34 protein-coding genes and 1 tRNA gene are annotated in these 22,237 nt (G+C 62.4%); 15 read left to right on the plus strand and 20 right to left on the minus strand.

Translation table 11 applies throughout. From position 1 onward, the window contains the following. Positions 1–67 precede the first annotated feature (67 nt). From NR193_RS28655 to NR193_RS28665, 3 genes are read right to left on the minus strand one after another with little or no spacing between them, the layout of a single operon-like run. Positions 68–763 carry a terminase large subunit domain-containing protein gene (locus NR193_RS28655; protein WP_256754056.1) on the minus strand — a complete coding sequence of 232 codons (696 nt, stop codon included), beginning with the start codon at positions 761–763 and terminating at the stop codon, positions 68–70. Then, complete coding sequence (locus NR193_RS28660; protein ID WP_256754057.1) at positions 720–1,112, minus strand: hypothetical protein; 393 nt, start codon at positions 1,110–1,112, stop codon at positions 720–722. The genes NR193_RS28655 and NR193_RS28660 overlap by 44 nt, the downstream gene beginning before the upstream one ends. Continuing rightward, on the minus strand, positions 1,105–1,497 hold the full coding sequence (locus NR193_RS28665; protein WP_256754058.1) for a hypothetical protein: 393 nt from the start codon (positions 1,495–1,497) through the stop codon (positions 1,105–1,107). The genes NR193_RS28660 and NR193_RS28665 overlap by 8 nt, the downstream gene beginning before the upstream one ends. Before the next feature lie 124 nt (positions 1,498–1,621). Here NR193_RS28665 and NR193_RS28670 point away from each other — a divergent pair, with 124 nt between their 5' ends. The 4 genes from NR193_RS28670 to NR193_RS28685 all read left to right on the plus strand — a co-directional run bounded on the left by NR193_RS28670 (position 1,622) and on the right by NR193_RS28685 (position 3,783). Then, positions 1,622–2,008, plus strand: a complete 387-nt coding sequence (locus NR193_RS28670) for a hypothetical protein (RefSeq protein WP_256754059.1) — start codon at positions 1,622–1,624, stop codon at positions 2,006–2,008. Positions 2,009–2,034: 26 nt separating this feature from the next. After that, complete coding sequence (locus tag NR193_RS28675) at positions 2,035–2,304, plus strand: hypothetical protein (RefSeq protein WP_256754060.1); 270 nt, start codon at positions 2,035–2,037, stop codon at positions 2,302–2,304. A 220-nt stretch (positions 2,305–2,524) separates the two neighbouring features. Beyond that, entirely contained in the window at positions 2,525–2,830 is a 306-nt protein-coding gene (locus NR193_RS28680; RefSeq protein WP_256754061.1) for a hypothetical protein, read from the plus strand. 206 nt (positions 2,831–3,036) lie between these two features. Further along, positions 3,037–3,783 carry a hypothetical protein gene (locus tag NR193_RS28685; RefSeq protein ID WP_256754062.1) on the plus strand — a complete coding sequence of 249 codons (747 nt, stop codon included), beginning with the start codon at positions 3,037–3,039 and terminating at the stop codon, positions 3,781–3,783. Between the two features lie 28 nt (positions 3,784–3,811). Here the strand turns inward: NR193_RS28685 and NR193_RS28690 are convergent, their stop codons facing one another. Beyond that, on the minus strand, positions 3,812–4,237 hold the full coding sequence (locus tag NR193_RS28690) for a DoxX family protein (RefSeq protein WP_256754063.1): 426 nt from the start codon (positions 4,235–4,237) through the stop codon (positions 3,812–3,814). Between the two features lie 220 nt (positions 4,238–4,457). Between NR193_RS28690 and NR193_RS28695 the strand changes: the two genes are divergently transcribed. Continuing rightward, the gene (locus NR193_RS28695) at positions 4,458–4,826 is read left to right on the plus strand and encodes a VOC family protein (RefSeq protein ID WP_256754064.1); all 369 of its coding nucleotides are present in this window, start codon (positions 4,458–4,460) and stop codon (positions 4,824–4,826) included. A gap of 53 nt (positions 4,827–4,879) precedes the next feature. Here the strand turns inward: NR193_RS28695 and NR193_RS28700 are convergent, their stop codons facing one another. After that, a complete protein-coding gene (locus tag NR193_RS28700; protein WP_256754065.1) occupies positions 4,880–5,839 on the minus strand; it encodes a prohibitin family protein in 960 nt (319 codons plus the stop codon). Positions 5,840–6,052: 213 nt separating this feature from the next. Here NR193_RS28700 and NR193_RS28705 point away from each other — a divergent pair, with 213 nt between their 5' ends. The 4 genes from NR193_RS28705 to NR193_RS28720 all read left to right on the plus strand — a co-directional run bounded on the left by NR193_RS28705 (position 6,053) and on the right by NR193_RS28720 (position 7,784). Beyond that, positions 6,053–6,244, plus strand: coding sequence for a hypothetical protein (locus NR193_RS28705; RefSeq protein ID WP_256754066.1), 192 nt, complete (start codon positions 6,053–6,055; stop codon positions 6,242–6,244). Between the two features lie 528 nt (positions 6,245–6,772). Continuing rightward, a complete protein-coding gene (locus NR193_RS28710) occupies positions 6,773–6,952 on the plus strand; it encodes a DUF3606 domain-containing protein (RefSeq protein ID WP_256754067.1) in 180 nt (59 codons plus the stop codon). A 335-nt stretch (positions 6,953–7,287) separates the two neighbouring features. Then, on the plus strand, positions 7,288–7,524 hold the full coding sequence (locus NR193_RS28715) for a DUF982 domain-containing protein (protein ID WP_256754068.1): 237 nt from the start codon (positions 7,288–7,290) through the stop codon (positions 7,522–7,524). 14 nt (positions 7,525–7,538) lie between these two features. Beyond that, entirely contained in the window at positions 7,539–7,784 is a 246-nt protein-coding gene (locus tag NR193_RS28720) for a DUF982 domain-containing protein (protein WP_256754069.1), read from the plus strand. Between the two features lie 192 nt (positions 7,785–7,976). Here NR193_RS28720 and NR193_RS28725 read toward each other — a convergent pair whose 3' ends face one another. The 4 genes from NR193_RS28725 to NR193_RS28740 form a co-directional block, all read right to left on the minus strand. Next, positions 7,977–8,111, minus strand: coding sequence for a hypothetical protein (locus tag NR193_RS28725; RefSeq protein ID WP_256754070.1), 135 nt, complete (start codon positions 8,109–8,111; stop codon positions 7,977–7,979). A gap of 89 nt (positions 8,112–8,200) precedes the next feature. Beyond that, on the minus strand, positions 8,201–8,503 hold the full coding sequence (locus NR193_RS28730; RefSeq protein WP_256754071.1) for a hypothetical protein: 303 nt from the start codon (positions 8,501–8,503) through the stop codon (positions 8,201–8,203). A gap of 154 nt (positions 8,504–8,657) precedes the next feature. Next, a complete protein-coding gene (locus tag NR193_RS28735) occupies positions 8,658–9,728 on the minus strand; it encodes a sensor histidine kinase (RefSeq protein ID WP_256754072.1) in 1,071 nt (356 codons plus the stop codon). 169 nt (positions 9,729–9,897) lie between these two features. Beyond that, on the minus strand, positions 9,898–10,209 hold the full coding sequence (locus NR193_RS28740; protein WP_256754073.1) for a hypothetical protein: 312 nt from the start codon (positions 10,207–10,209) through the stop codon (positions 9,898–9,900). Between NR193_RS28740 and NR193_RS28745 the strand changes: the two genes are divergently transcribed. Together NR193_RS28745 and NR193_RS28750 are read left to right on the plus strand one after the other, a co-directional pair. Continuing rightward, positions 10,202–10,495 (plus strand): hypothetical protein, encoded by a 294-nt coding sequence (locus NR193_RS28745; RefSeq protein ID WP_256754074.1) that lies wholly within the window; start codon positions 10,202–10,204, stop codon positions 10,493–10,495. The genes NR193_RS28740 and NR193_RS28745 overlap by 8 nt on opposite strands. Positions 10,496–10,569: 74 nt before the next feature. Further along, positions 10,570–10,643 (plus strand) — tRNA-Gln (locus NR193_RS28750). Positions 10,644–11,011: 368 nt separating this feature from the next. Here the strand turns inward: NR193_RS28750 and NR193_RS28755 are convergent. From NR193_RS28755 to NR193_RS28770, 4 genes are all read right to left on the minus strand, one after another. Beyond that, positions 11,012–11,692 carry a Crp/Fnr family transcriptional regulator gene (locus NR193_RS28755; protein ID WP_256754075.1) on the minus strand — a complete coding sequence of 227 codons (681 nt, stop codon included), beginning with the start codon at positions 11,690–11,692 and terminating at the stop codon, positions 11,012–11,014. Positions 11,693–11,967: 275 nt separating this feature from the next. Next, positions 11,968–12,270: a DUF982 domain-containing protein gene (locus NR193_RS28760; protein WP_256754076.1), complete on the minus strand. Its 303-nt coding sequence runs from the start codon at positions 12,268–12,270 to the stop codon at positions 11,968–11,970. 293 nt (positions 12,271–12,563) lie between these two features. Next, positions 12,564–12,785 carry a hypothetical protein gene (locus tag NR193_RS28765; protein WP_256754077.1) on the minus strand — a complete coding sequence of 74 codons (222 nt, stop codon included), beginning with the start codon at positions 12,783–12,785 and terminating at the stop codon, positions 12,564–12,566. Between the two features lie 317 nt (positions 12,786–13,102). Continuing rightward, positions 13,103–13,321, minus strand: a complete 219-nt coding sequence (locus tag NR193_RS28770) for a hypothetical protein (protein WP_256754078.1) — start codon at positions 13,319–13,321, stop codon at positions 13,103–13,105. 150 nt (positions 13,322–13,471) lie between these two features. Here NR193_RS28770 and NR193_RS28775 point away from each other — a divergent pair, with 150 nt between their 5' ends. The 3 genes from NR193_RS28775 to NR193_RS28785 all read left to right on the plus strand — a co-directional run bounded on the left by NR193_RS28775 (position 13,472) and on the right by NR193_RS28785 (position 14,469). Next, positions 13,472–13,672 (plus strand): hypothetical protein, encoded by a 201-nt coding sequence (locus NR193_RS28775; RefSeq protein WP_256754079.1) that lies wholly within the window; start codon positions 13,472–13,474, stop codon positions 13,670–13,672. A 170-nt stretch (positions 13,673–13,842) separates the two neighbouring features. Further along, the gene (locus tag NR193_RS28780) at positions 13,843–14,088 is read left to right on the plus strand and encodes a DUF982 domain-containing protein (RefSeq protein ID WP_256754080.1); all 246 of its coding nucleotides are present in this window, start codon (positions 13,843–13,845) and stop codon (positions 14,086–14,088) included. Positions 14,089–14,235: 147 nt separating this feature from the next. Beyond that, entirely contained in the window at positions 14,236–14,469 is a 234-nt protein-coding gene (locus NR193_RS28785; RefSeq protein WP_256754081.1) for a DUF378 domain-containing protein, read from the plus strand. Positions 14,470–14,567: 98 nt separating this feature from the next. Here NR193_RS28785 and NR193_RS28790 read toward each other — a convergent pair whose 3' ends face one another. From NR193_RS28790 to NR193_RS28800, 3 genes are all read right to left on the minus strand, one after another. Then, positions 14,568–16,556 (minus strand): AI-2E family transporter, encoded by a 1,989-nt coding sequence (locus tag NR193_RS28790; RefSeq protein WP_256754082.1) that lies wholly within the window; start codon positions 16,554–16,556, stop codon positions 14,568–14,570. A gap of 206 nt (positions 16,557–16,762) precedes the next feature. Then, positions 16,763–17,842: a D-alanine--D-alanine ligase family protein gene (locus NR193_RS28795; RefSeq protein ID WP_256754083.1), complete on the minus strand. Its 1,080-nt coding sequence runs from the start codon at positions 17,840–17,842 to the stop codon at positions 16,763–16,765. An 18-nt stretch (positions 17,843–17,860) separates the two neighbouring features. After that, the gene (locus NR193_RS28800) at positions 17,861–18,478 is read right to left on the minus strand and encodes a C39 family peptidase (protein ID WP_256754084.1); all 618 of its coding nucleotides are present in this window, start codon (positions 18,476–18,478) and stop codon (positions 17,861–17,863) included. Positions 18,479–18,876: 398 nt separating this feature from the next. Here NR193_RS28800 and NR193_RS28805 point away from each other — a divergent pair, with 398 nt between their 5' ends. Beyond that, a complete protein-coding gene (locus NR193_RS28805; protein ID WP_256754085.1) occupies positions 18,877–19,626 on the plus strand; it encodes a hypothetical protein in 750 nt (249 codons plus the stop codon). 65 nt (positions 19,627–19,691) lie between these two features. Here the strand turns inward: NR193_RS28805 and NR193_RS28810 are convergent, their stop codons facing one another. The 4 genes from NR193_RS28810 to NR193_RS28825 form a co-directional block, all read right to left on the minus strand. Beyond that, on the minus strand, positions 19,692–19,970 hold the full coding sequence (locus NR193_RS28810; RefSeq protein ID WP_256754086.1) for a PilZ domain-containing protein: 279 nt from the start codon (positions 19,968–19,970) through the stop codon (positions 19,692–19,694). Beyond that, a complete protein-coding gene (locus tag NR193_RS28815) occupies positions 19,957–20,259 on the minus strand; it encodes a hypothetical protein (protein WP_256754087.1) in 303 nt (100 codons plus the stop codon). Before NR193_RS28815 ends, NR193_RS28810 begins: the two co-directional genes overlap by 14 nt. Positions 20,260–20,362: 103 nt before the next feature. Next, positions 20,363–21,223: a bifunctional 2-polyprenyl-6-hydroxyphenol methylase/3-demethylubiquinol 3-O-methyltransferase UbiG gene (locus tag NR193_RS28820; RefSeq protein ID WP_256754088.1), complete on the minus strand. Its 861-nt coding sequence runs from the start codon at positions 21,221–21,223 to the stop codon at positions 20,363–20,365. A gap of 355 nt (positions 21,224–21,578) precedes the next feature. Continuing rightward, positions 21,579–21,998 (minus strand): VOC family protein, encoded by a 420-nt coding sequence (locus NR193_RS28825; protein ID WP_256754089.1) that lies wholly within the window; start codon positions 21,996–21,998, stop codon positions 21,579–21,581. Positions 21,999–22,237 lie beyond the last annotated feature (239 nt).

Genomic DNA, 22,237 nt, shown 5'->3' on the forward strand with positions numbered 1-22,237 from the left:
AGGCTCAGGGCGTTCGAAGCTCGAAAAGCCAAGCAATTGGCTTTTCGTCCGCTGCGCGGGCCACTTCTCACCCCTTCGCCATCCTCTCCACCTCACCCGCAGTCAAAAACAACAACACCACGTCGCTCATCCCCAGCAGCGGCGTGAACGTCACGATCGTGATCCCGCCGGTCGCGTTGGTGCGGGTCAGGCCTTCGGAATAGATGTCGAGTGGCGGTTCCTCGTCGAACCAGACGCCGTGCAGCGTCTCGCCCTGCCATTTCTCGCGGCCTTTCTCGAAGCTCTTGAAGGACAGCACGCTCTCGCCGGCCTGCACGTCGCCGCCGCCGCCATGGCGCACGACGACGCTGTCGAGCGCGCCCGGCGCGCCACGGCCCATGATGGTCTGCAAGATAGCATCGGCCGGGATCATGCCGGTGCCCCAGGCCGCCTGCTGCTGCGGCGGGCCGACCAGCACGCGTTGCGGATTGTCGCGCGTGCCCTCGCCGGTGACGCCGGCGGCCCAGAGCCGCACCGCCCCGTCGAAAACCTTGCCTTGCCACCACGCGGGATAACGCCCGGTCAGGTGCATCGCCCATTCGGCGCCGCCGGCCCTGGTCTTGCCGAGCTGGTTGCCGGCCATGAACAGCCGTTCGCGGTTGACCGCGCCTGCCGCGTGAAATTCGGCCTGGCGCTGATACGGCGTGTAGGTCGCCAGCAGGTTTGTGCGGCGCCTGCGGTCAAGCTCCGCCAGCAGCGCCAGATATTCCGCCCTCGCCGCCATCAGCGGGATCTTCGAGGAACGGTCTGAGGACGGCTTCGAGGCCACGGATGCGGCTGCGGATCTCCTCATCGCTCAGCGCGTCCAATTGGTTGAGGGAAACAAGTACACCCCCGGGCAAATCCTTGGGCAGCACCGAAAGCACGATCTTCAGATACTGGTCCGGCTTCTCGGCGCGCACTTCGGCGATGACGCCGGCGCCATGGGCGCGGAAATCGGCGCGCACGGCGGCCAGGAAATCATCGCCCAGCGTCTTCTTCGTCCGCTTCGGGCGGGGCGCCGGGCCGGCGGCGGGCTGACGCCTTGCCGGCTTCGCCTTGCCGCGCCTTGGCCCGGCGGCATCGTCAGCCATCGGCTTGCGCCATGGCGCCGGCATCGCTGGCGGAGACCGTCCTGCCAGCCTTCGGCATCGATCTGGCCGGCTTCTTCGAGCGGTTCTTCCCGGCCCTCTTGGCGCGCTTCGGCTTTGCCGTCCCGGCAGGCTTCGCCGCCTGGGCAGACTTCGCCGCGCCGGCCCGCGCCCTGAGACGCGCCATGGCGAGGCCGACAGCACCGATGCCTGCTTGCGGGAAAGAAAAGCCACCAGCCGTGTCCCGCACCATGCCGATCAGCACGCCGGGCGCCACCTGCTCGACGCGCCCCAGACGCGGCCGTGGCGCGGCACCCTCGAACTCGCCAATGGCACTGACGATCTCGCGGCCGTCATCGTCGGTGATGATGGTGGCGTAGCGTGGCATGAAGATTTCTCGCAAATGTCGCGTTCCTTCGCGCCCCCCTCTGTCCTGCCGGACATCTCCCCCACAGGTTGGGAGATGTCCGACAGGACAGAGGGGGGGGCGCCGTAGAGCGCTGGCACACAAGTTGGCAGCCGAAGTCACAAAGCGCCAGAAACACAAAACCCGCCTCGGTGGCGGGTCGTTGGCGCAAATCAGCACCATGGACAAATATGTAGCATGGCTGCCCTCACCCGGTCAAGGACTTTCTAGGAAAAAATTCCTTTCTCGAATTTCTCGGCGCCGCACCGAAGAGGTGACCGGCATCGCCGAAGGGTGGGCGGGAAAACAAAAACCCGCCTTCGCGGCGGGTCCAGAGGTCGTTGGCGCAAATCAGCACCATGACCGAAACGATAGCACAATTGCCCTCACCGGACAACCCGATCGACACAGGTCGAGCCCTGAGGATCGACTTCTCGACCGGCTTTTCATGAGCCGGCAACTGTGGAATCATCAGCTACAGCTCATGGAATGATTCGCGTCGCCTTGTGGGAGAGGACGATGGACAGACCAACCATGGCATCCGTGTTCAGGATGCGGCACGCGCCAGCCACGGTTTCCGGTGTGCGCAGCACCGGCCAGGGCCAGGCCGATCCGATTATCCGCGTGCGCTCGCTTGGCGAAGCGATCCGTTTCGTCGCCAATGCCTTTCCAAACTACGATATCAGCGCCGTCGCCATCATCCCTGGCGACCCGTCGGCCCCGCGTCTCGGCAGCCTGGAAGCGAAGGCGCTGTGGCGCGAGTATGGCGAGCACTGGACGCTGGAATAGGCCGTCCGCCCCTCGCCCATGCCCGGCCCGGCCATCCCTAGAGCATGATCCCGAAAAGTGGAATCCGGTTTTCGGGCAAGATCATGCTCAAACAAAGAGATAGAGCCCCATCCCGATTCCATCGGGATGGAACAGGCTCTAGCCGGAACCGGTTCCGCGCCATCCTCCGGATCGGAAACGCCGCTCGCGCGTTTCGAACCTAGCCACGGGAGCAATCGTCATGAATGTCGCCAATCTGCAACTCGAGGGCCTGCTCATGGCCGTCGCATCGATCAACCACGTGCTGGTTCGCAAGGGTGTGCTGACGGCCGAGGAGATCGACGTCGCCCTGCGCAAGGCCGAAGCCAGCGAAACCAGCCAGGAGCGGTCCGGCGGCATGTCGGCGTCGAGCCGTGACGCCGTCAACTTCCCGATCCGGCTGCTGGAACTCGCCAATCAATGCCAGCCGGAGGCGGACATACCCTCCTTTTCGAAACTCGCCCGCATGGTCGGCCAGATCAAGGAGCCTTACAACGACCAGATGTGAGGCGAAGACTTAGCTGTCGAGCATTTGAGGCCGGCCTGCTCCGCGCCCGGAGTTGTTGCGCCTATCCGTCATCACGCGCCTTCGCATATAACAGCCAAATGCCCGCAAAAGCCCACCTCCCCCGTAATCGCCTGGACGCGCCGGTCCACGGCATTCCCGCCATCACGATGACGTTGCTCGCCAACCGGCTGAGGCGGTAATAGGCCATGCAGCCCGACGACCAGCTTCAGCGCCTGATCGACGACTTCTACACGGCATTCTCGCCCTATCCTCGGCCGCATACCATGCATGCCTCGCCATTGCGCGATACCGTCGCGCTGTTGAAGACGCTGAGCTCGGCCCCGTTGCGGAACTTGGCCGGCGAGCAAATCGATCCCTACGCCAGTTACGCCCTGACGACAGTCGGCGATGTTGACGACTACAAGCACTTCCTGCCACGCATGCTCGAATTGGCGGTTCATGAGCAACGCTGGCCGGGGACTCAACCGACCAGCATCGTCCTTCGCCTGAAGAGGGCCCGGTGGCTAGACTGGCCGACGCGCGAACAGGCTGCAATCCGGGCGCTGTTCGACGCCGCGTGCTCACAAGTGATCCTCGCGCACCCTGACGAAGAAGAAGCCGGGAACTGGATTTGCGCCTACGCATGCCTCGATCTTGATCTGGCGCCCATACTAGAACAATGGCTTGTCACGCCATCGATCGATGCCGCCTTGCAGCTTGCCCAGTTCATGCAGCATGACGCAAAATTTGTGTTCGAGAACGATACTTCCGAGCGCGCTATCTGGAGCTACGTGGACGAAACAGAGATCCACCGCATGCGGCGCTGGCTGCTCGGCCCGCCCGTGCACAAGATGCTGTTGGCGGCACGCGGTCGCACACCGCCCTCCCATCTGTGGCTGGTGGAGAAGGCATTTGACGCGCTGGCGGACTTCAGACCGGCCAGGCTACATTAGCCACCGGAGCGTTCCTCCTGTCCTCGCCTCACGCCCGGCCCGGCCATCCCAGGTTCAGTGCCAGCACCTTGCCCGGCCCGTGCACGGCGGCGAACAGAAGGCCGGCCAGGAAGGAAAAATGGTCGACGAAGAAGCCGAACTCCGCCTGGTTGCCGGCCCAGTGGCTCGGCCCGTGGAAGGCGAAGCCGAGGAACAGCACATAGGCCGCCGCGACCAGCGCCGCCTGCGTGAAGAAGGCGCCGCTCAGAAAGCACAGCACGAGCGCGACCTCCAGGATCGCCGCGCACCAGGCGAGCAACAGCGGGAACGGAAAGCCGGCGGCGGCTATGTAGCCGGCGGTCGCCTCCATGCCCATGAACTTGAAGGTCACTGCCATGAGGAAGACGGCGGCGAAGATCAGCCGGGCGACGAGAAGGGCCGCGGTCTGCCACGGCGATTGAGTGATGTCCGACATGCTGTCTCTCCAGGGTTGCAATGGATTTCGACCCAAGGACGGGTGACCCCGCGCGGTTCCGACACCGGCCTGAAACTTTTTATCCGCAGGCACTGCCGCGACGGACGCCGGCCACGGCACGGTTGACCAACTCACCGCGATGGCCCTCGAACCTTGCCGCGACCTGCCCTGGACGCTATTCCTTGCACGGGGTGCTTGATCTGTTGTGAGGAGCCAGCGGATGGCGACGGTCCGGTATCTCGTCAGCGATGTCGAGTTGTCCATAGCGTTCTACACGAAGCATCTGGGTTTCGCGTTGCAGCAGCAGTTCGGTCCGGCGATGGCCATCCTGAAGCGCGGCGACCTCACATTCTGGCTCGCGGGCCCGATGGCGTCGGCGGCGAGACCGATGCCGGATGGCCGCACGCCGGAGCCCGGCGGATGGAACCGCATCGTCCTCGAGGTTCAGGACTTGCCGGCGCACGCCGCCCGGATGCGCGAGGCCGGCGTGCCGTTCCGCAACGAGATCGTCGACGGCCCGGGCGGCCGCCAGATTCTGTGCGAAGACCCGTCCGGCAACGTGGTCGAGCTTTTTGAACCCAGGGCATGATGCTTTCCGGACAATAGAGCCGGATCATACCCCGGATCGTTGGCGCTCCGCCCTCAGTTCGCCGCCGGCGCCGGGGTGCCGAGTTCGAGGAACGGCACCGTCGAGCCCGGGATCATCGATTTCGGCAACTGCCCGTCCCATTTCTCGGCCTTGGTCAGTTCGACCAGCAGCGGATTGTTGGCAAGGGCGCCGGCGCGCGCCTTGATCGCTTCGGCCGTCGCTTCGCCCTCGACCCTGGTCTTGTAGGCGCTGGCCTCGGCTTCCGCCTTGACGCTGTCGGCGCGCCCCTTGGCCTGCGTCACCGCGATGTCAGCCTTGATCTTTTCCTGCTGCAGGTTCTGCTCCTGCTTCTGCACTTCCACCTGCGCCGTCATCCTCGCCTCGACCGCCTGTTCATAGGCGTCGGAAAAGTCGATGTTCTCGACCTGCACGCTGTCGATCATCACCGGGCCGTCGGTCACCGCCGAAATGGCGTCGGCGACATCCTTGTTGAACTTGGCGCGGTTCTGGATCACCGACACCGCGTCATACTGGCCGAACACCGTCTTGATTTCCTGCGGCGCCTTGCGGGCGATGACGCGGTCGGCCAGCGCCTCGATCGACCCGTAATTGACATAGACGTTGCTGACCTCGGCCGCCGGCACGTGGAAATTGACGGTGACGCGCATGTTGGCCGGCTGCTGGTCGCGCGAATAGGCCTGCATCGCCGGCAGGTTGCCGCAGTCGCTCTGGTTCTCGCAGCCCCATTTGATGACTTGCTGGCGCAGGCTGATCTTCTCGACGCGCTGCAGCCACGGCAATTTGAAATGCAGGCCGGGATCGACGACCGAGCTCAGCGCGCCATTGGTCAAAAGCACGCCGCGGTCGCCCTGGTCGATCGTGTACCAGGAACCCATGACGGCGGCGATCAGCGCCAGCACGATGGCCAGCGCGACGATGCCGCTGCCGATCGGACGCGAACCGGCGACGGCGTGCTGCTGGAGACGGTTCGAATTGCCTTGCGTGTCAGTCATTGCCCACCCCGTTATCCCTGTCCGATTCCGGACTTGCGCGAAATCATGGCGCCAAGATTGCCAGGAAGTCGAGTGTCCCGGCCTTTTGCGCCGGTCGATCGCAGGCCCATGAGGCTAACTCCTTGATTCCATGCACAGTGCCGGCAAAAAGCCGATTTCGGTTTGCCGGCTGATGGGTATAGTACCGCACCGCTCAGAGGGGAGGAATCGGACATGGCCAAGGGATTGACCATCGGCGCGCCGCAACATCCGGCGATGACCGCCGCCTATGAACAGGAATGCAGGGACATGCTTGTCCCCCACCTCGACGCTTTGCTCGACAAGGCCGAGGCCGCCGGCTGGGACCGCGGGCAGGCCGCATCGGCGCTCATGTATCTCGCCGCGATGCGGCTGAAGCCCGCCTGAGGTCCCGCCACCGCCCGGCGGCCTTCACGAACAATTAACGATCCGGAAACTTGTTCGTAACCAGCATCGTGGTATTGTTAAGCTGGGGCTAATGCACAACTGTGCCAGTGCAGGTTGTTGGGTGGGTTTGAGAATTGGGCGCGAGCGTCAGGTTTGGGGCAAGATCCCATATCGTCCGGTCGACGGTGCTGGAGTGCAGCGGCTGCGGCGGCGCGGGCCAGGTCTTTCAATGTCCGCGCTGGACGAGTTCCAACGGTCATTGCTGTCCCGCCGGCACCCAGCAGCGCGGCTGCCCCGGCGTAAGCGCGCCCTGCGCCGACTGCGACGGCGGCCACCGGTCCGATATCGATCCCATGCAGCGGTCGGCTTGAACAAGGCCGGCTGAAGACAGGCCTCTTCCTGGCCGGCATTATTGTCATGCCGGTGGAACCCGCGACGCCGATGTGTGTTATGTCCTGTTGGCCGCAAGGTCGGGCCCGCCAACGGCCGCGCCGATGCGCCTACCCAAAACAGAAAGCGAGGCCTGAGATGGCTGACGACAAGTCCAAGACAAAACAGGACCGCAAGCTGGTTTCGAGCGAGGAGCCTTACGAGGTTGCTGCCTTCGCCAGGAAATATGGCATTCCGCCGAGCGAGGCGCAGACCATCATCAAGCGCTATGGGCCATCGAGAAAGAAGCTCGACGCCTATATGGCCGCTCGCGGATAGAGCCTGCCCCCATCCCGATGCGATCGGGGTGGGCGCCTGTCTAGGTTCGAGCAGCCGCGAGCCGTCCGGCCGAACCATTCGCCCGCGCCTTGGGAGGGACAGCATTTAGGTCGCAACCAGGGCCGACACCATGCGCTCGGCCGCAACTACCAGCGCGGTGGCGTGCGGTCGACGGTCCGCGGCGCACCGCCCGGAACAGCGCTTTTGTCAGCCTTTGCCGTCTGGCCAGACCAGGCTCGGGACGCCGTGGCGCACGACCGAATTTTGATTTTCGAGCACGGAACCCTCCCCTGTTGCGGACGTTATCCGACGCTTCACAGTCCGGAGACGAGCGCTTGAACGACAAGATGTTCCCAAGGCCCATCAGGTTGAAATTCGCCCCCGAGCGGGAGCGCGTCGTGCGCAGCGCCTGGGAAGGCCTGGAGTGCCTCGGCGACTGGCCGGCTGGCCAGGGCCGGCGGTACCGGGCTGCGTTGCGCAGCTGTCGCGATGCACTGGACGGCTGGACGCCGCCGGAAAAGGCGATGCGGGCGATGATCGACGCCGCGCGCGAAGCGCGGCTCCTCCAATAGCGGGGAACCAAGAGATGGCTGAGCTGATGCTATCGCCGCCGTTGCGGATCAAGCCACATGGTTCGGACACCATCCGCGACATCACCACGCTGAAGGATGCCAGCGAAATCCTGATCGACTGGCCTCATGCCAGTCGTGGCCCTTTCTATCAGGCGGCGCGCGAACAGGTTGAAGCCGCGCTGGAAAGCAAGGCAGGTGCCGCACAGGCCCAGGAAGCTTTCGCGGCCCTGTGCAATCATGCGGGCGTGCTGGTTCGATAGAGCCATTCCAGAAAAAGAGCGAAACGGTTTTCCCGGGAAAAGCGCGTAGCGCTCTCCCCTGGGAATCGCGTCAAAACAAGGAGTTAGAGCGGTTTGCCGTTTCCGTGAAACGGTGAACTCCTCTAGCTGGAAAACCATGAAAAAAGCAGGCGAGGCATCGTGCCTCGCCTGCTTGCCGTGAATCGACCCTGACTACTGTTCGGACGGATCGCCCTGTACGATCGGGTGGGAGGTTTCGAAGCCGAAGCTCTTCGGCGCCATCAGCATCAGCACGATCACGATGGCGATCGACGCAAGAAGCGTGGCGGTGCTGGCGATATCTCTCACGGTCCGTCCTTTCAAATCCAAGTCGTGACAGAAACGTTTCGTTCGGTGCGAGGTTCCCCGTCCCGCGACGATGCCGACGAAACCGTCTTCTATTGCGCGGGCGGCTGAACCGGCACTTCGCCTGGCTTGATCACCGGCGTCTTGCCTTCGTCCGGGGCCGGAGCCGTCATCCCCTGGTCACCGGTGGCGGGCGGTTTCAGGACGCCGCCGCAATCGCTGAGCTTCTCCGTCAGATCGCCGCCGGCAGGCTGCTGTTTGCCGCCTTGCCCTGTCTGGGCCCGGCATTTGTCCGCCTGCGGCGGCTGGCTGTCCTGCTGCGGATCCGTCTGAGCCGCGGCTGGCGTGGCCAGTGCCAGCACCAGGCCGAACGGCACGATGGCGAGACTTCTCATCCCGGCCTCCTTTCCTGTCACGGCCGCCCGCGGCGGCCTTGCCTTCACAGGAACAACGCCTGCCGACGAAAAAGGTTGGCCATTTCCGCGCCGCGCGGAAATCGGCTCGTGCTTCCGATGGATTAATGTCGCCGCCTTCGCTTCACCGGCCCCTTCACGGGCTGAAAGACGGATCTTTGTCGGCGACAGGCATTTCCGAGCCGAGTTGCGCAACGATGATCGATTCCAGCGGCGCTGTCAGCGACCAGCCGAGATGGCCCGGGCGACGCTCCAGAACCGCCGAACCGTTCAGCGATTGGGGCGAAACCCGCTGCAGGACGACGGTGCCGAACCCCTTGCGCGTGCTGTCGTCTTGCCGATCGTCGGCTGGTACCGGCGAGGTTTCGTCCCACACGAGATGGATTTCCCGCTTGCCCGAAACGCCGGTGACGATCTGCCAGGTGATGTCGATCCTTCCGGCCTCCCCCGCCAGCGCGCCATATTTGGATGAGTTGGTCCCGAGCTCATGAAATGCCATGCCGAGATTTTGCACGGCGTTCGGCTGCAGGGTCAGAAGCGGTCCTGACAGCGATACCTGTTCCTCGTGGCCAAACGGCTTGAGGTGTTCCTGGATGAGGTCGAAGAGGCTGGCGCCCGCCCATTCCGAGTTCACCAGCAGATCGTGCGAACGCGACAGCGCCATGATGCGGGAACGGACAAGCGCTTCGAACTCAGCCGGATCGGTTGAGCGTTTGCTTGTTTCCCTGACCATCGACAGGATCACCGCGAACTGGTTCTTGACGCGATGATTCACCTCCCGCATCAAAAGTCTGATCCGGCGTTCGCTCTCCTTGGTCGCGGTGATGTCGCGCGCGATCTTCGAAGCCCCGATGATGTTGCCCGATGCATTTCTGATCGGTGAGACGGTCAGCGACACGGCAATGATCCCGCCGTCCTTGCGGCGCCGGATCGTCTCGTAGCTGGCCACGAGTTCGCCGTTGCGGACACGGCCGATGATGTCGGCCTCTTCATCCCTGAGGTGATCGGGAATGAGCATGAGCACCGATTGGCCGACGGCCTCCTCGGCAGTGTAGCCGAACATCCGCTGCGCCGCGCCGTTCCAGCTGGTGATGACGCTGTTCAGATCCTTGCTGATGATGGCGTCGAAGGAAGAATCGACGATCGCCGCCAGCCTGGCGTCGGCGGTGGCTTCGATCGGGCCATTCACGCTTGCCAATTCCGTCATTGCCCCCGACCTCCCCCGGTCAAGCCCGACCATCTGCGCCTTGCCGTCGCCCTCTCAAGCGTATTTCAGGCTTGCGTGATGGATCTCCGCCCATGCCCTGCAATGCAGGACGGACATTTTGGTTGCAATAGGCGTGCAACATTGCGCACCGACAAAGCTGGATGCGACTTCAGAACCAGGGGGACCTGGGAATGGTGTCGTCCGCGGTGTCGGAGGATGGATCGATCACCGGGTTTCGTTGAGGACATTGCTCATAGCGGTGGTCGCGGCCACCGCAGAAGGAACAGCACATGGCTTCGCGATCGTCGCCGCCAGGCCACCATTTCGGCGTCTCGTAGGGTTTTCTGCTGTCCATCCCAAGCAATGCGCGACATGCCATTTGGTTGCGCCGCAAAAAGACCGCCTGCTGGCTGTTGCGCCATCGCTTGCCGGGATGCGAGTTTCCGGTGACACGACCGCTCGAGGTAATCGCCATGTCCATCCGCCAGATTGTTCCTGTGACAGCAGCCATCATGCTGGCCGCGACGGGTCTTGCCAATGCCAGGCCCGACACGCGCACGATGAGTTGCGGGCAGCTTCGGCAACTGATCCAGAGCCACCGTGCCGTGGTGCTGACCACCGGGCCCAATACCTATGACCGCTATGTCAGGCAGTTCGGCAACGAATGCGACTGGCCGGAGGTGCCGATGTCGGCCTATGTCCCGACACTTGACGGCCACTGCCCGGTCTACCGCTGCGAGGAACCGGTCGCCAACTTCCCGAACTGATTGTTGGTGCCGGCCGCCGGCATGCGTTGATCCCGGCGCGCGAACCGGCTAGGGGTGGTGCGTCTGCCCGCTTTTCCCGCTTCGTCTAATGGTAGGACAGCGCCCTTTGAAGGCGTGAATCGTGGTTCGAGCCCATGAGCGGGAACCAAAAGGGCGGCAAGATCAGCCAGGTCCGTCCTCCCAAATCCTTTCCGGATTCTTCGTGGTCTTGGCGGCGCACCGATCAGGCGCTTCGAGCGCCCTCTGACAAAGGGCTTTCCAAACGCGATCGGCCACGGCGCAAAAAGGGGCCGGCGCGTCCGGCGTTGGGGGGGCTTGGGTCGGACGCGCCGTGTGGTCACCGACAACGCCGTACCATCTTGCCGAAGAACACGACCGGGGGGGTCCGTTATTACGCCGGCAGTCATGTCGTTGCATCAAGACGGTCTAGGCTGCAGGTCCGGTCCAGAGGGTTGGACCGCGGCAAAATCTAACACAGGTGCTAGTGGCTCGACTGTTCCATACGGAACAGGTGCCTCAAAGGTCCCCGCCCCTGAGGTGAGGATTGTCGTGCAGGACCACGTTCAGAAGAGAGTTATGAACCTTCAAATCTCCGTTGTATTCGATGAACCCGAGCTTGCGGAACTTGTTCATGAAGGTGCTCACGCGCGACCTGGTGGTGCCGACCATCTCGGCGAGAGTCTCCTGGCTTACCTTCGCTATGACAGTTTGCGGTTCCCCCTCCTTGCCAAAATTTGCCATCAGAAGCAGCAACCTCGCCAGACGCTTCTCGCTCGAATTGAAAAGCTGGTCCACCAGGTCCTCTTCGACGCGGGCGTTCCTCGCCAGCAGGTATGATATGAACATCTCCGAGAACTTCGGCTCATCATGGAGCACCCGCGTGATGGATGCTTTGTCAATCCGCGTGACGACGCTGTCCACCATCGCGGAGACTGTAGCCAACCGTAACGGCTGGCCGGACAAGCAACCCTCGCCGAAGAAGTCTCCGCTCTCGTGGAGAGCGACGATCGCTTCCTTGCCCTGCTCTGAAACGATGCAGACCTTGACCTTGCCTTTCTGGACGTAGAAGACGGAATCCGCCGGGTCGCCCTGCGAATAGACAGTCTCGTTCTTTTGATACGTCGCCACCGTCCTTCCGCCGTCCACCGTATTGAGGAAGGCGTTCACATTGAAAGGGTGCTTGTCAGCCTTGGCCACCACGGGTCTCCATTCGGCAAGGTGATATTCTAACGCAGGCAGCGTCGGGAAATCACCTGGATTGATGAAAGCGGCTCGCCTCGGCGAAGGGCGCCGTGGCAATGGCAACGGCGTAGCGGCCATGACCGCCTGTCGGCCCGGCCTATCGACGGTGATGGGCAACACCACAGCCGGTCGTTCGCCATCCGAATGGTCGGAACGGCAACACGCCCTGACCGCTGTCCCACAGCGGGGACGTGGCCCCCATCGTCCTTTTGCTGCCCTCCGCTCGCGGTTTATGCCGGCACCCCACCGCGGCCCGATTTCGCCCCGGTCATCCAGGGTAAAGCGGTGGAAACGGGCTCGAGGATCTTGACCGATCGGGCAAACCCGGCGAACGCGTCGCCTGCCACGGAAAGCGGCAGGTGACCGTCATGGGCGCGCTGACAGGCACGAAGCGCGGTCTGATAAATCGGTCCCCGCCGGCTCTCGGGCCATCGTTCCAGGAACTCGAATGCGTCGGCCAAACTTCCAATTTCCTCGACGACAAACTGCCCGTTTTTGACCAGAACGGGCCGCTCGAAAATCCTGCCGTTCATAGACTCCTCCATCCGTTGAACGAGCTTTTGAGACGAACTGCCCCGGGCTTGGCGCAGCCGTGGGCGCAAAAAATATGATAAGCGGGATCATGGCTGTCAAGAATTGAGCACAGGACGCCAAACACCAAACCGCGCAAGGCGGCGCCGGCATCATCGACGAGGGTGTAGCTCGCCGGGGACCCCCAACCCTCCCCAGCGAGCCTGTCGCTCCGGTAGCGAACAATGGAGCAACTCCTGCTCTACGAAACCAGGCGCCATTAAGTTGCAGAGCTCTGCCGACAGCCAAATTGCGATTATTTCGCGTCGCCGTCTGTGGGCAGGATTCCGTAGTCCTGCGACTTGAGGCCTTGCTCGGCCGTCAGAAAACCGTCCGAGGCAAGACCGCGCCTCAACAGCTCCCTGACCGCGGCCGAGCGGCTCGGCATGCGCTTGTCAAAGCGCCAGTTTTCCAGAGCAGCCAGTTCATCCGAAGTCAGCATGATCTGCAGACGTTCCGGGCGTTCCAGTTCAGCCATGTGCGCTTCCTCGCTCAGGACCAAAAATACATCGAGTTAGTATCTAACTCATTCGGCTAAAAATTAGGGAATTCCTCATAATGCGTCAAGACCCTGCGATGCGTGAAGAGCGCATCACGCACAGGATGAGCATCAAGCGTCGTCCACGCGTTTTGATCACTATGCTAACTATTTGATTTATTTGAACAATATTTATATTGTTACTTGCCATCGCGTAGCGTTGGGAGCAAGGTGAAATCTGGAAAGAAACCCTTTCCCCCAGGGAGGTTTCAATGCGGTATGACTACTCGGAGCGCCTGCGCGAAGACGTGACTTGCTCAGTCCAGAGGGCGTTCAAAACGGCGGGCATCGTCAACATCACCACTCTGGCCGAGCAGGTCAGGGTCAGGAACCTGGCCGAGAATGTCGCCCTCGAGGACATCGAACACCTGGTCCTGCAGGCGGCACAACTCATTGGCGCGGCAATCGAATTCGACGGCCTGGGCAACGATTTGGCTCTGCTTGGAGATGGCTTCGTCCAGGATGGCGACGAGCATGCAACTGGCCCGCTCGATTTCCCTCAACCAGCCTCGATTCAGTAATCAAGCGACGGAGCCGGCACGCCCAGGCGAGCGCTTGATGTCTGCCGGCGGGGAACAAGCCTGGTCTTCGGAAATTACCATGTCGTCTTGAAAGCGGAGGACGTCGTGAAAGACCTGCGCAGTCTCCTTGTCGAAATGTCTTCGAACTGGCTGAAGCGCCGCAAGGCGCAAGCACCCGACACTGTGAAGACGGTCGACGTGAAGACGGTCAAAGCCGCTCCCCGCCTCGCCGAACGGACGACAAGGCAGCGTCCAGCCCACAAGCCCAAGCCGAAATCCGCCCGCGACGTCGCCTCCAATATGTGAGTGATTGCGCAGGGCCGTCGAAGGGCGGCGCGATATGCCGTCTTCCTGGCCGGCTTGGGACGATTGCCTTCCGCTGACGGATGTCGGCGGCCTCACGCCACAGTGATCGGCAGGGATGAAACCTTGCGTCGCGAGGGGCGTTTTACGACTGCAACGCAGTCGAGGTTCCAATGCAAACCGCTTGGTTTTCCAAACCCGTGGTGGTTTCGGTCGGCGTCACGGGTTCCATTCGCCATCTGTCCAATACACAGCAGGCTATCGAATTGCTCACGACACATTGGCGCGACACCGGCAGCCAGAAACATCAATCGGCGCTGCGTGCCTGCCGTCGGGCGACGAGCGGCGACGTCGCCCCCGATGTCGCCAGGGAGGCGTTTGTCGAGGCCGCGCGCGAGGCGCATATCCTGCTCGAATGAGCTCGATCAAGCCGGCCAAGCGTTCACGGAGCATCAGCACCGTTCACAATGTCGTGATCGAGGGAACCGCCTGAAACGACAGGCGTTTTTTAGAACGACAGGCGTTTTTTTGCAGGCGTTTTGTCAGGCAACATTCAGGAGGCGTTTATGCGCATCATGAACCTCGTCACCCTCGCCCTCATCATCCTTGGCGGGCTCAACTGGCTGTCCATGGGTGTAACCGGCTACGACGTAATCGGCACGGCGCTCGGGGGCGCCACCCTGGCCCGCATGGCCTATCTGATCATCGGCCTTGCAGCCATATGGCAGCTCATGCCGGGCTTCCAGAGCTTCACGGTTGGGGAAGTCGATGCCGAAGGGCATATCCATCATCACTCGTGACCGGTAAAATAGGGCGGCGGAAAATCCGCCGCCCTATTGCGTGACGCCGATCGGCCGGCCCCGCGTGCCGTGGCGACGATCGGTCGGCGGGCGCCCCGCTAGCTCGCGGCTGCGGCAGGCGTTTTTCTGGGGGCGGTGCGCTGCCGTCGCACGCGGCGTTTGGCGATGAGCTTGAGGGCGACGGGTGGCTCGTTCGACAGCGCGCCCACAACGGCGTCCACCATGCCATTCGCCACGAAATCCGCGCTCATGTCATGGGCAAGCTTCGCACTCGTCTCCTTGTCCTCGTTGCCGGTCTCCGACCAGAACACGATCCCGACCCGCAGCGCCGCCTTCGCGCGCTTCAGCCGGCGAACCAGGAAGCGGGCGTGCTTGACGGAATCCCGGTTCAGGAAGCCGACCACGACAGTGTTCACCGTTTCGAGCCCAAGGCGGCGGATGTTCGATGGTTCCATATCGGCAAAGCCAGCCTTCATCGTTGTCGCGCCCTGGACTTCCAGCACCTGCGCCAGCATCGCGGCGGCGGCGTCGTCGAGCTCACCGCGCCCGCCGGCGCAAAGCACCGACATGCCAGTGCCATCGGGAAGGTCGGCTTCATCCTCGCCGGCGGCCTTGCCGTCGTCTCCCGGCTCCCCTGCCACGAGCGGAATATCCTCCTCGTCCGCTTCCTCCTGCGCGTCGTCGTCGAGGTTGGCCACCAGCGTCAGCGCGCTGGCCGCCACCTGCCGTCTTTGCAACTCACCCATGACGCCGCGCGCACGGTCCCGCTCGCCCAGCAGAAGCGCGGGAATGGCGACCTTGTCGTAGAACTCGACCAGGTACTTCTCCTCCAGCATCTCCTCGGCGTGGTCGGTGGCTTCGTCCGGATCACCGGCCAGCAGCCTCTGGTAGAGGCGGGCGTGGGGTTCGAGCACCGGCTCGTTGCCGAACAGCACGTCGAGGAATTCAAACTGCGGCACGTGCCTGCCCAGCACCACCAGGCAGACGGTGAGCGGCGTCGACAGAACCAGCCCGAGCGGCCCCCAGAGCCACGTCCAGAAGATGGCCGCAACGATGATCGCCAGCGGTGACAGCCCCGTCCGCGAACCGTAAAGCCAGGGTTCGACGACGTTGCCGGTGACCAGCTCCATCACCACGAACAGGGCCGCCGTCCACAGCACGAGCGACCAGCCGGGTGCCACGGCCAGCGCCAGGAGCAGCGGCAGCAGCATGCCTATGGCCGGGCCGATATAGGGAACGAAACGCAGCGCCAGTGCCAGCAGCCCCCACAGCAGCGCATTTGGAATGCCGAGGACCCACAGCCCGATGGCGATCGGTATGGCGTAGACGATGTTGACGACCAATTGCATGAGCAGGTAGCGGCCCACCCGCTTGCCGGCATCCTGAAGCGCCTCGGTGGTGCGGTGGAGGTCGCCGTAGCCGACAAGCCGGATGAAGCGGTCGCGCAAATCCTCCCGCTCGAGCAGCATGAAAATGACGACGACGATGATCAGCCCGGCCGAGCCGAGCGGGCTGATCAGCGGACCGACTATGTTCTGCAGGACCTCGAGCGGCCTTTCGCGCGCGATGATCTCGACGGGCACCGGCTCGCGCGGCGGCTTGTCCGGGGTGGCGGCCGGCAGCGAAGCGTCCTGCCGGTCGATCTCCTGGCCGACACGCTCGACCACGCGGCTCAGCCTGGCAATGATCCCTCCCCCGACCCCGGTTTCCTTGAGCGAACGGATCTTGGCCAGGATGTTGGTCTGGTAGACCGGGATGTTCTGCGCCAGTTCGCTGACTTGCGTGGCGACAATGAAGCTGAACAGGGCGAGCGCCGCGAAAGCGCCCAGCACGCTGGCGATGACAGCGGCAATCCGGGGAATGCCGATCCGTTTTAGCGCCGACACAAGGGGCGCGAGCGCGAAGGTCAGCAGCAGCGCGATCGCGATCGGCAGGAAGACCTCGCGCCCGAAATACAGCGCCGCCACCGTCGTGACGATGGTCGCCACAGTGGGCAATGAGGTTCGCGGGTGAGGCGCGGCGGCCGAAAGAATCTCCTCCAGCCCATGCGCCGGAGACGCCGTACCGTTTCGACGATTGGCCGCCACTTGATGTCTCCCCCTGCCGGCGGTCATGGTCGGGCATATTGAGCCGGCTTGCAACCTTTGCCGACGGACCGCTGGTTACCTTCAATGCCGGGCAGGTCAGTATGTTCCCCGCCATCCGAGGTAATGGAGAGAAATGAGTTTGCGGCTCGTCGGGATTGACGTTCCAGGGCTGACGGCAACCTCGGCGTGACGTTGGATAAGGCGGCTCAGCGCGCTGCGTGCCTTGCCAGCGCGTGCTCGATCAGCACGTCGATGACCTGGCTGTAGCCGATGCCGATCGCCGCCAGCGCCTTGGCGTACATCGAGATGTCGGTGAAGCCGGGCAGCGTGTTGACCTCGTTGACCAGCAGGCTGCCGTCGGCGCGCAGGAAGAAGTCGACGCGCGCCATGGCTTCGCAGCCGAGCGCCAGAAAGGCTTGCCGCGCCATCGCCCTCGCCTTGTCGGCGACCGCGGCCGGGACGTCGGCCGGCACCTTCACCACCGCGCCCTCGGCATCAAGATATTTTGCCTCGTAGGTGTAGAAGCCATGCTTGTCGGCTGGAATGATCTCGCCGGGCAGCGAGACGGTGAGCGAGCCATCGGCCCGCTGCAGCACCGAGCACTCGATCTCGCGGCCATCGACGAACTCCTCGATCAGCGCCTTGCCGTCATAGCGGAAGGCTGTGTCGACAGCCTGCTGGAAACCATCTCTGTCATCCACCTTGCTCACCCCGAAGGATGAACCCTGGCGCGCCGGCTTGGCGAAGAACGGCAGGCCAAGCGCCCCGGCGATCTCCTGGAAGGAATGCGTGTCGTTTCGGTGCAAGGTGACGGAGCGGGCAACGGCAAGCCCGGCCTCGCGCAGCAGCCGCTTGGCGACATCCTTGTCCATGGCGGCCGCCGAAGCCAGGATGCCGCAGCCGACATAGGCGACATCGGCGACTTCCGCATAGCCCTGCACCGAGCCGTCCTCGCCGAACGGCCCGTGCAGCACGGGAAAGACGACATCGACCGGCGGCAGATCAGGCTGTTTGCCACCATGCGGCGCGGCCACCAGCCTGCCCTTGCCGCCGGGCAGCAAGGCGACCTCAATGCCATCCTCGGACACCGGAGCCCCTGCCCCGTCGCCGCCAGCCTCGGACGACGGCTGCAGCAGCCATTTGCCATCCCTGGAAATGGCAATCGGGATAACCTCGTAGCGCGTCCGGTCGATCGCCTTCAGCATATTGGCGGCCGAAAGGCGCGACACGTCATGCTCGGCCGAGCGCCCGCCATAGAGGATGGCAACCCTTGTCTTGTCCTTCATCGAAAATCCCTCAAAAAATCAAATGGTGACCGCAATGCCGCGATTGGCAAAGAAACGGTCGAAATCGGCTGGCGCCAACACTGCGTTTGCCTGTGTGGCGCGGATATGGCCGGATGGATTGTGGAAGCGGAAAGCCTCGTCCGAGGCGGAAGTGACCAGCACCAGATGGCCGCCCTTCGACGGCGGCTCGCGCTCCGGCCAGCGGATCCAGCTGCTGACCGAAGCAATGAAGAAGCGCGACCGCGAAAGGATCGCCGGTATGTCCGATGCCGCGATATTGGTCATCACCTCGGCCCGCAGGCCGAAGGCCTCCTTCACGAAGCTGACGAAGGGCGCGTAGATCAGCCCCTTGATCGATCCGTCGTTGACGACGTAGCCGCCATATCTGGTGCATTGCCTGGCGAGTTCGATGGTCGGAACGATCTCGCCGCGCGTCGCCAGGATCATCTTCAGGCACGCCATGCCGCAGATATTGGCGGCCCAGACCGCGTATTCGTCGAGCGTTTCGGCACCTGAACCCCGCCACAGCGGATCGCGCCTGAGAGCGGCGTCGGCACCTTCGGCGAGGACCTCCAGCGTCATGTCTGAAGTTTCCCACTGGCTGAAAAACGGCACGGTTTCAGTCAGGGGCTTCATACGACTCCTCGGGGGCTCATTTCAATCTCGTATACGAGAATACGAGATTGGTGAAAAGCCGGCAGCGGACATTTGGCCCGTGAGCATCCGGCCGTGCTTCGCGCCGTTCCATATCGGAAAGCCATTTCCCATGCGTTCGCGGCGAGACCGCGGCAAGTCTGGGCTGCGTCACCCGGGAGTGCGGGCATCGCAGTGCACGATGGCGTCGAGGATTGTTCGGCAGAGACAGTCCGGAGGAAAAAGTAGCGCTCTATCCACTTACTCGCGGGAAGTAGTGTTAGTTAGATGATCCTAATTAACTCATTTTGCAAAGATAAAGATTTGTTCTCTACAATTAAGAAAACCGCAACGCGGCGCCGATACTGATTGCACGTCCGGGCGGCTATAGGGGATAGGGGATGGTCGAAGACAATATCTGGGCGGCTTCGCTCGAAGTTTTTATCCGCAACCGGAAATGGGTTCTCGGATACATCGTTTTGGCTGGCGGGTTGGCGGTGCTTGAAAGCTTCGTGAAAGTCAATTCCGGAGCTTCAATCTTCATCGGCGTAATGACGTCGACCTTCCTGGCTATTCCGGCTCACATCGCCGTTTTGACGCAGCTTGATGCCGACCAGGTACCCAATTGGCTGAAGGAAAGGCCCAAGGCATTTTTCAGTTTCGTGAGACGTTGCCTCTTGCTCGGCTTCCTCGGCGCGATAGCTCCCCTTGCGGTCGGGATTGCCATGGTCGTCGGCGGCGTTCATGCGGCCGTCGCCCTGTTGGCGGCAGTTCTTGTCTGGATTTTTTCCGGCATCGCCGCCTTCGCAAAATGGGGTACGATGTTGCCTGCGGTCATTGCCGACGATGATCAAACACTTGCGGCTGCCGGCAAGCGCGGTTCCAAGGTGTTCGGCTATGCGTTTCCGCGTCTGCTCATCTCGTTCGGCCTGATCACTCTTCTGTTCATAGCGGCATTGATGCTGCTGTTCTCCCTGCTGGGCATCGATGCCAAAAATCCAGGGTCCCTGTCTCTGGGCCTGCCTGTCGTCGGTGCCATTGTTACCGCCTATCAAATCGTCATGACGTCCGTCGTGTTGTCACGCTCCTACCTCAGGGCGCGACCACCTGCGCCGTCTGCACGCCGGATGGCATTTGTGGCCGGCAGATAAGCCCTCGCCATACGCGCGCCTGCGCACCATACATCCACGCCTATGTGATGCGCTGCTGGTGCTTCTCAGCCACGGCCAATGTCGGCACCATAGAACTGGACGCCAAGCCGTCCGTTCTTTCTCCACCGCACCACGGCACGATAGCTGGCGTCATCGGCAGGCACGTGAAGGAGGAAGCGATCGGGAATTATCACGCTGGGGTCCACCTTCAGTTCCGCCCCGTGAAGGTGCTGATTTCTGACGGAGCAGGCGATCCTCGCGTCATCGGTAATGATGGTCGCATCCTTCAGGACAATTCCACGTGCGTGTGAGCGTCGCTCTATTGGAGGATCAATGGGGTTCATGGCTCTTTCCGCCCGGAAGTCCTGAAGTGATTGCCATGCGCGGTTCTCCGAAGTCAGACAGGCCGTCGACGATGGCGTTTTCGGCGCCGAGACTGGCGGCCTCTTTCACCAGGTCGCGATATATCGACGTCCAGTCGTGGCCCTTGCGCCTGCGGATCCCGATACCGTCCTCGTCGATGATCAGCTGCGAGCGGGAGCCGTCCAACTTGACTTCATGAATCCAGTCGTCGCCTTGGCGAGGCTGCTCAACAAGGATCGGCATCAACGGCGGGATGACCTTCAAACGCATGGCTGGCTCGCAAAACCGCGATTCAATCAGCTTGCCCTGAAATGGTTCCGGAAGTCTTGCAGCGGCACGGCGCGGCAGGATCGGCCATGTCGCGCAGTTTCGCCTATGGATCTCTTACAAGTCGCGGATTGGCCTTCCCGGGGTATCGCTGCTCCTTCACCGCAATGAATGTCGCCCGTCGCCCGTCATAATAGCGCTTCTCAAGCCCGCTCACTTTTGGTTTGAGACGTTCGACATTGGCAAATCCACAATATTCCAAGAGGTTGGTGACGGCACGGGAATTGGGGGAAAACTGACAAAACTCCTTCGGGCGCCAGCGGGAAGTCGTGATGTTGCTTGCGTTGGAATCGACCCCCGCCACCCTGCGCATATGCCACATCGGCCACCGGTCCAGTATGCGATTTATGATCGGCACCTTCATGAGCGTTGTATCGACCGCCAGAACGTGGCCGGCCACTGCTGATATGCGCTTCAGGCTCAAAACAGGGTTTTCCAGGTGGTATAAAATCCCGAAGAACAGGACCAGATCGAACATGCCGTGCTTCGACCGATCAAGATCCATCAGATCAAGCCGCTGAAAATCCAGATTATGCAGATCCACGGCCTCTTTTACCAGGTTTGCCTGCTCGATGTAGTGAGGCTCAATGTCAATCCCAAGCACGTAATCGGCGCCGGCCCTTGCGGCGTGCACGGAAAAACCACCGCAGTTGCATGCTACGTCAAGAACCCTTTTGCCTGTTAATGAACCTCCGCAGGCCGTGAGAATGCTTGGCCATGCATGATCGAGGAGTGTTTGCATCCTCGTGCGCTCGCGGTCTTGGCGAGACGCGGTCGGTACGTAAGTGCTCAGGCCATAAGGCAAGTCGATGGCGTGATGAAACGGTGCGAGGCGTTCGACGGCGGCCTGAAGTTCCGCTTTGCTCTTTCTTCGCGCCTGTGGGATCGACTTTTGAAAATGTTTCATAAATCCGTATCTCCTGCCAGCACGGCGTCGGACGAATGGGATTGTTGACGGATTCCGCACCAGGCGAATGGCACTGCCATCGGGTGGGCATCACGGCGCAAGCATTGCGTCGCCACCGGCGCGAACAGGATGAGGCACCGGCAGAATCCAAGACAGATAAAATTTTAATGCATCAACCGACGCGTTGCACCATGCTCAAACGTGGTAGTGCGGCTTAAGCCAAAGGCTACCAAATGGATGTGACGCCGTAGAGAATTCCGAGATCACCTGACTGTGCTTGAGGTGAATTTCAGTCGGCACGAGACCGGAAGCGCGGAAAACGCCGCTCCGCCGGAGTGGAATTCCAAACCGTCTCTCAGAACGTGATCTTCACCGAGGCCGCGCTGCGCGTGGCTGGCCCGTGATGGACGGCCTCGATGTTGTTGCCGTCCGGATCGAGCAGGAAGGCGGCGTAGTAGCCGGGATGGTAGGGCCGCTCCCCCGGCGCGCCATTGTCCTTGCCGCCGCCGGCGAGCCCCGCCTTGTGGAAGGCATCGACCATGGCGTGGTCATTGGCCTGGAACGCCAGATGGTGGCGACCGGTGAGTTGTCCCAGGGCCGCGGGGCTGTCGGCACTGGAGACGAACAGTTCGTCGGCCCAGAAATAGTCCTCGCCGACACCACCGATCGGAACATCGAGCGCCCGCAAGACCGCCTCGTAGAAACGCCGGCTGGCAGGAAGATCCCTAACCACCAGCTGGATGTGATCGATGAGACGGCCGCGATGCAGTTCCATGCAAATTTCTCCTCGCAAGGCTGCGAATTTAGGTTCGGACGGGGCGCCGTCAATGCGGGAACTAGCGGGCCAGGGCGACTTCGTCATCTCCGGGCGTTTGCGCTGCCCCTCACCTGCCTGCCGGCATCCTCTCCCCGTAGAACGGGGAGAGGGGCGCTGCCATCGATGGTTTCGCCAATCGCAACCGGTGCAAGAAGGGCACCAATGTTGCGACCAGCCCCTTCTCCCCGTCACTATAC

The sequence above is a fragment of the Mesorhizobium sp. Mes31 genome, assembly GCF_024519675.1.
Taxonomy (GTDB): Bacteria; Pseudomonadota; Alphaproteobacteria; order Rhizobiales; family Rhizobiaceae; genus Mesorhizobium.

Excerpts from the sequence above, each read along its gene's own strand:
- NR193_RS28655 (WP_256754056.1), bottom strand. The coding sequence starts at position 763 with ATGGCGGCGAGGGCGGAATATCTGGCGCTGCTGGCGGAGCTTGACCGC.
- NR193_RS28660 (WP_256754057.1), bottom strand. The coding sequence starts at position 1,112 with ATGGCTGACGATGCCGCCGGGCCAAGGCGCGGCAAGGCGAAGCCGGCA.
- NR193_RS28665 (WP_256754058.1), bottom strand. The coding sequence starts at position 1,497 with ATGCCACGCTACGCCACCATCATCACCGACGATGACGGCCGCGAGATC.
- NR193_RS28675 (WP_256754060.1), top strand. The coding sequence starts at position 2,035 with ATGGACAGACCAACCATGGCATCCGTGTTCAGGATGCGGCACGCGCCA.
- NR193_RS28680 (WP_256754061.1), top strand. The coding sequence starts at position 2,525 with ATGAATGTCGCCAATCTGCAACTCGAGGGCCTGCTCATGGCCGTCGCA.
- NR193_RS28685 (WP_256754062.1), top strand. The coding sequence starts at position 3,037 with ATGCAGCCCGACGACCAGCTTCAGCGCCTGATCGACGACTTCTACACG.
- NR193_RS28690 (WP_256754063.1), bottom strand. The coding sequence starts at position 4,237 with ATGTCGGACATCACTCAATCGCCGTGGCAGACCGCGGCCCTTCTCGTC.
- NR193_RS28695 (WP_256754064.1), top strand. The coding sequence starts at position 4,458 with ATGGCGACGGTCCGGTATCTCGTCAGCGATGTCGAGTTGTCCATAGCG.
- NR193_RS28700 (WP_256754065.1), bottom strand. The coding sequence starts at position 5,839 with ATGACTGACACGCAAGGCAATTCGAACCGTCTCCAGCAGCACGCCGTC.
- NR193_RS28705 (WP_256754066.1), top strand. The coding sequence starts at position 6,053 with ATGGCCAAGGGATTGACCATCGGCGCGCCGCAACATCCGGCGATGACC.
- NR193_RS28710 (WP_256754067.1), top strand. The coding sequence starts at position 6,773 with ATGGCTGACGACAAGTCCAAGACAAAACAGGACCGCAAGCTGGTTTCG.
- NR193_RS28720 (WP_256754069.1), top strand. The coding sequence starts at position 7,539 with ATGGCTGAGCTGATGCTATCGCCGCCGTTGCGGATCAAGCCACATGGT.
- NR193_RS28730 (WP_256754071.1), bottom strand. The coding sequence starts at position 8,503 with ATGAGAAGTCTCGCCATCGTGCCGTTCGGCCTGGTGCTGGCACTGGCC.
- NR193_RS28735 (WP_256754072.1), bottom strand. The coding sequence starts at position 9,728 with ATGACGGAATTGGCAAGCGTGAATGGCCCGATCGAAGCCACCGCCGAC.
- NR193_RS28745 (WP_256754074.1), top strand. The coding sequence starts at position 10,202 with ATGTCCATCCGCCAGATTGTTCCTGTGACAGCAGCCATCATGCTGGCC.
- NR193_RS28740 (WP_256754073.1), bottom strand. The coding sequence starts at position 10,209 with ATGGACATGGCGATTACCTCGAGCGGTCGTGTCACCGGAAACTCGCAT.
- NR193_RS28760 (WP_256754076.1), bottom strand. The coding sequence starts at position 12,270 with ATGAACGGCAGGATTTTCGAGCGGCCCGTTCTGGTCAAAAACGGGCAG.
- NR193_RS28765 (WP_256754077.1), bottom strand. The coding sequence starts at position 12,785 with ATGGCTGAACTGGAACGCCCGGAACGTCTGCAGATCATGCTGACTTCG.
- NR193_RS28770 (WP_256754078.1), bottom strand. The coding sequence starts at position 13,321 with ATGCTCGTCGCCATCCTGGACGAAGCCATCTCCAAGCAGAGCCAAATC.
- NR193_RS28780 (WP_256754080.1), top strand. The coding sequence starts at position 13,843 with ATGCAAACCGCTTGGTTTTCCAAACCCGTGGTGGTTTCGGTCGGCGTC.
- NR193_RS28785 (WP_256754081.1), top strand. The coding sequence starts at position 14,236 with ATGCGCATCATGAACCTCGTCACCCTCGCCCTCATCATCCTTGGCGGG.
- NR193_RS28795 (WP_256754083.1), bottom strand. The coding sequence starts at position 17,842 with ATGAAGGACAAGACAAGGGTTGCCATCCTCTATGGCGGGCGCTCGGCC.
- NR193_RS28800 (WP_256754084.1), bottom strand. The coding sequence starts at position 18,478 with ATGAAGCCCCTGACTGAAACCGTGCCGTTTTTCAGCCAGTGGGAAACT.
- NR193_RS28805 (WP_256754085.1), top strand. The coding sequence starts at position 18,877 with ATGGTCGAAGACAATATCTGGGCGGCTTCGCTCGAAGTTTTTATCCGC.
- NR193_RS28810 (WP_256754086.1), bottom strand. The coding sequence starts at position 19,970 with ATGAACCCCATTGATCCTCCAATAGAGCGACGCTCACACGCACGTGGA.
- NR193_RS28815 (WP_256754087.1), bottom strand. The coding sequence starts at position 20,259 with ATGCGTTTGAAGGTCATCCCGCCGTTGATGCCGATCCTTGTTGAGCAG.
- NR193_RS28820 (WP_256754088.1), bottom strand. The coding sequence starts at position 21,223 with ATGAAACATTTTCAAAAGTCGATCCCACAGGCGCGAAGAAAGAGCAAA.
- NR193_RS28825 (WP_256754089.1), bottom strand. The coding sequence starts at position 21,998 with ATGGAACTGCATCGCGGCCGTCTCATCGATCACATCCAGCTGGTGGTT.